The following is a 3,100-nucleotide window of genomic DNA, read 5'->3' as shown; positions in this document are numbered from 1 at the left end:
ATAGAAACAGAAGCCACTGGAGCACCTCAAAAACACCATCATACACTAAATCAGTAAGTTGGCAGCATCACCGGCACACCGCAACGAGGATGGGGATAAGTGTATTGCGCATTCGCGTGTCCCAGGACCATTTTTCTCTGTTCATTCGCTCAATCTGGCGTCTACAGAGAGCATGGTAGAGAGAATCAGAAATATCCACGTTCTTGATGAAATTTTACCCCACTATGCCGTAATACCTTCAATGTTGGATAAAGATCTCAAGTGAGTGTTAATTAACTGACCCTAAGGCAGAGAAGACGTATTGAGCAACAAACCAGAACAAGAATATTGGGTAGGCAACGTTCTCTGTGTACTCATCCTTTAATACTTAACTGTATCAATGAGTAAGGATATGCTGAACTGGTACAACGTCGATGGGGACAGTAAAGGTGATACCGAGGTAAGGCCGTGTAAATTGTTACTCTACGCGACCCCGCTTTTTTCTTCGATAGCACACGGCACCTGCTCATAACAAACGGTATCCATCAATAGCGGCATCCAAAATCAGCTCCATTATATACAGCAATATCACTGGAAGGAATGTGAAGAATCGATAGCAGTAATATAAGTTGTACAAGTCAAACGTGGATTTTTTATACTCTTAAAAACCAGAGAAATAACTTTTTCTGATAACATCTATAACCAGTTAGAATAAGAAAGAGAGCGATATATTCTTATTTAGCAAGTCAGGCTATAGAAAACATATAATGCGAATTCTGGTTACGTAAGGTATTTTCTTTTCACTAACTCAATGTTACAAATTGTAAAGATTAACTCTTCCTGTTTGTATTCAACTTGTCTGGTCATATCTAAATAGATATGTAAAATTGATAACGGCTGGTAATCATTCAATACTCGCACTATAGAAAGTTCGCCAGCCTGCCGCAGGCACGCGCCTTTATACGACGTGTCTGCGGTTTTGTTGTGATATTTATATAGAAGTACTGGTGAATTATGAGCAATCTGAATCCATGCATGGCGTGTGGTGCCTGTTGTGCATTTTTCCGCGTCTCTTTTTACTGGGCCGAAGCTGATGATGCAGGCGGAACCATACCGGCTCATCTTACTGAGCAGATATCCCCTTACCACCGATGTATGCGCGGAACTAACCAGAAGAACCCACGCTGTATTGCCCTGGCAGGAACGCCTGGAAAAAACGCCTGCTGCACAATATATAAAAACCGCTCTTCCACATGTAGAGAATTCGCCATGTCAGGCGAGCATGGAGAAATTAATGAGGCATGTAATCGCGCTCGAGCTAAATATGGGCTACCTCCAATTTAAAAGCTTTTTCAAGTTTAATTAGCTCCATACGATCGCCATCCTCAACAATATATTCAGGTAGCGAAACTAACTATGCCGCGACATTACTGTCGCGGTTAATCCATTAATAATAAACACAAAAAAACCAAAATAAATCATATAACACCCCATCAATAATTAAGATCATTGATAAAATTAAAGTACGTCTGTAGCATTATCATATTTTATTTTTCATAGACGAGTTTTTTCGTGTTATGTTATAATATGGCGAATAAACACAGGTTATCAACTTGTCAGTAATGTAAATAAATTTCGAGGAGTTCATTCCAGTGGGACGTAAATGGGCCAATATTGTTGCTAAAAAAACGGCTAAAGACGGTGCAACGTCTAAAGTATATGCAAAATTCGGTGTGGAAATCTATGCTGCCGCTAAACAAGGTGAACCAGACCCAGAATTAAACACATCTTTAAAATTCGTTATTGAACGTGCGAAGCAGGCACAAGTTCCAAAACACGTTATTGATAAAGCCATTGATAAAGCCAAAGGTGGCGGAGATGAGACGTTCGTACAAGGGCGTTATGAAGGCTTTGGACCAAATGGTTCAATGATTATCGCTGAAACGTTGACTTCAAATGTTAATCGTACAATTGCTAATATTCGCACAATTTTCAATAAAAAAGGCGGGAATATTGGAGCAGCAGGTTCTGTCAGCTATATGTTTGACAATACTGGTGTGATTGTATTTAAAGGAACAAATCCTGACCATATTTTTGAAATTTTGCTTGATGCTGAAGTAGATGTTCGTGATGTGACTGAAGAAGAAGGAAGCATCGTTATTTATACTGAACCTACAGATCTTCACAAAGGAATTGCAGCTCTGAAAGCCGCTGGAATTACTGATTTTTCAACAACAGAATTAGAATTGATTGCTCAATCAGAAGTAGAACTTTCACCAGAAGATTTAGAAATCTTTGAAGGGCTTGTTGATGCCCTTGAAGATGACGATGATGTCCAAAAAGTATATCATAACGTTGCTAATCTCTAATTATAAATATCCTCCGGCTATGCCGGAGGTTTTTCAGATGCACCTATAAGGCTCTGTTTCCAGCCGCGCCCTAACTGGTGCATATGATCTAACATTTGCATTCAACTTTGTTACTTACGACCCGTAAACGAGTTGCCTGGATATGGGTTCAATAATTGTTCGCCAATTTTATCTTCTTCGAGCTGGTGCTTTATATATTCTTGTATCTTTGCTGTGTTCTTACCCAGCGTATCTAAATAATAACTCCTACACCAAAAATCCCTGTTCCTGTATTTGAATTTTAGATCTCTAAATGCTCATAGAGCATCAGACTGCGTTTACCCTTCAGATAGCCCATAAACCTCGATACGCTCATTTTCGACGGGTTCTCCACATACACAGCATTCTGCTTTCGCAACGGCTAACTCCTTTGTGTATTTCGCATCGAGTGCAGCAACATCGCACTGGCGCAACTGCATATCAGTAAAGGAAACGTCCTCAGCTTCTTGTACCGTCTGATTATCGATATCACCCCCGAAGAGGGACTGTTGAATAAATCAGATTGTAGTGAGCAATCAGGCTAACGTCAGAAAATAAAAAGGGCGCCTACTGGCAATCTTATGAATTCAACACATTACATATAGGTTAAGGTATTGTACAGTCCTGTACCTTGTAACTAATATCGAAAGGCAATAAAGGTGATGCTGCCAACTTACTGATTTAGTGTATGATGGTGTTTTTGAGGTGCTCCAGTGGCTTCTGTTTCTATCAGC

Annotated in this window: 2 protein-coding genes and 2 pseudogenes; 2 read left to right on the top strand and 2 right to left on the bottom strand. The window is 39.9% G+C overall.

Features of this window, described 5'->3' with window-relative positions; translation table 11 throughout:
• The first annotated feature begins 993 nt into the window (after positions 1 to 993).
• Together FC814_RS22350 and FC814_RS22345 are read left to right on the top strand one after the other, a co-directional pair.
• On the top strand, positions 994 to 1,323 hold the full coding sequence (locus FC814_RS22350; RefSeq protein WP_010345776.1) for a YkgJ family cysteine cluster protein: 330 nt from the start codon (positions 994 to 996) through the stop codon (positions 1,321 to 1,323).
• Between the two features lie 308 nt (positions 1,324 to 1,631).
• Complete coding sequence (locus FC814_RS22345; RefSeq protein WP_085460636.1) at positions 1,632 to 2,348, top strand: YebC/PmpR family DNA-binding transcriptional regulator; 717 nt, start codon at positions 1,632 to 1,634, stop codon at positions 2,346 to 2,348.
• 110 nt (positions 2,349 to 2,458) lie between these two features.
• On the opposite strand, the pseudogene FC814_RS22340 reads toward FC814_RS22345, so the two are convergent.
• Positions 2,459 to 2,721, bottom strand: a pseudogene (locus tag FC814_RS22340) (transposase); the annotation flags it as partial.
• A 10-nt stretch (positions 2,722 to 2,731) separates the two neighbouring features.
• Positions 2,732 to 2,848: pseudogene (locus FC814_RS23400) on the bottom strand (lysis system i-spanin subunit Rz); the annotation flags it as partial.
• Positions 2,849 to 3,100: the final 252 nt, after the last annotated feature.

Source organism: Escherichia sp. MR (assembly GCF_005280595.1).
Taxonomy (GTDB): Bacteria; Pseudomonadota; Gammaproteobacteria; order Enterobacterales; family Enterobacteriaceae; genus Escherichia; species Escherichia ruysiae.
Note: the sequence above shows the minus strand (reverse complement) of the source record. Positions and strands in the feature narration are given on the sequence as shown.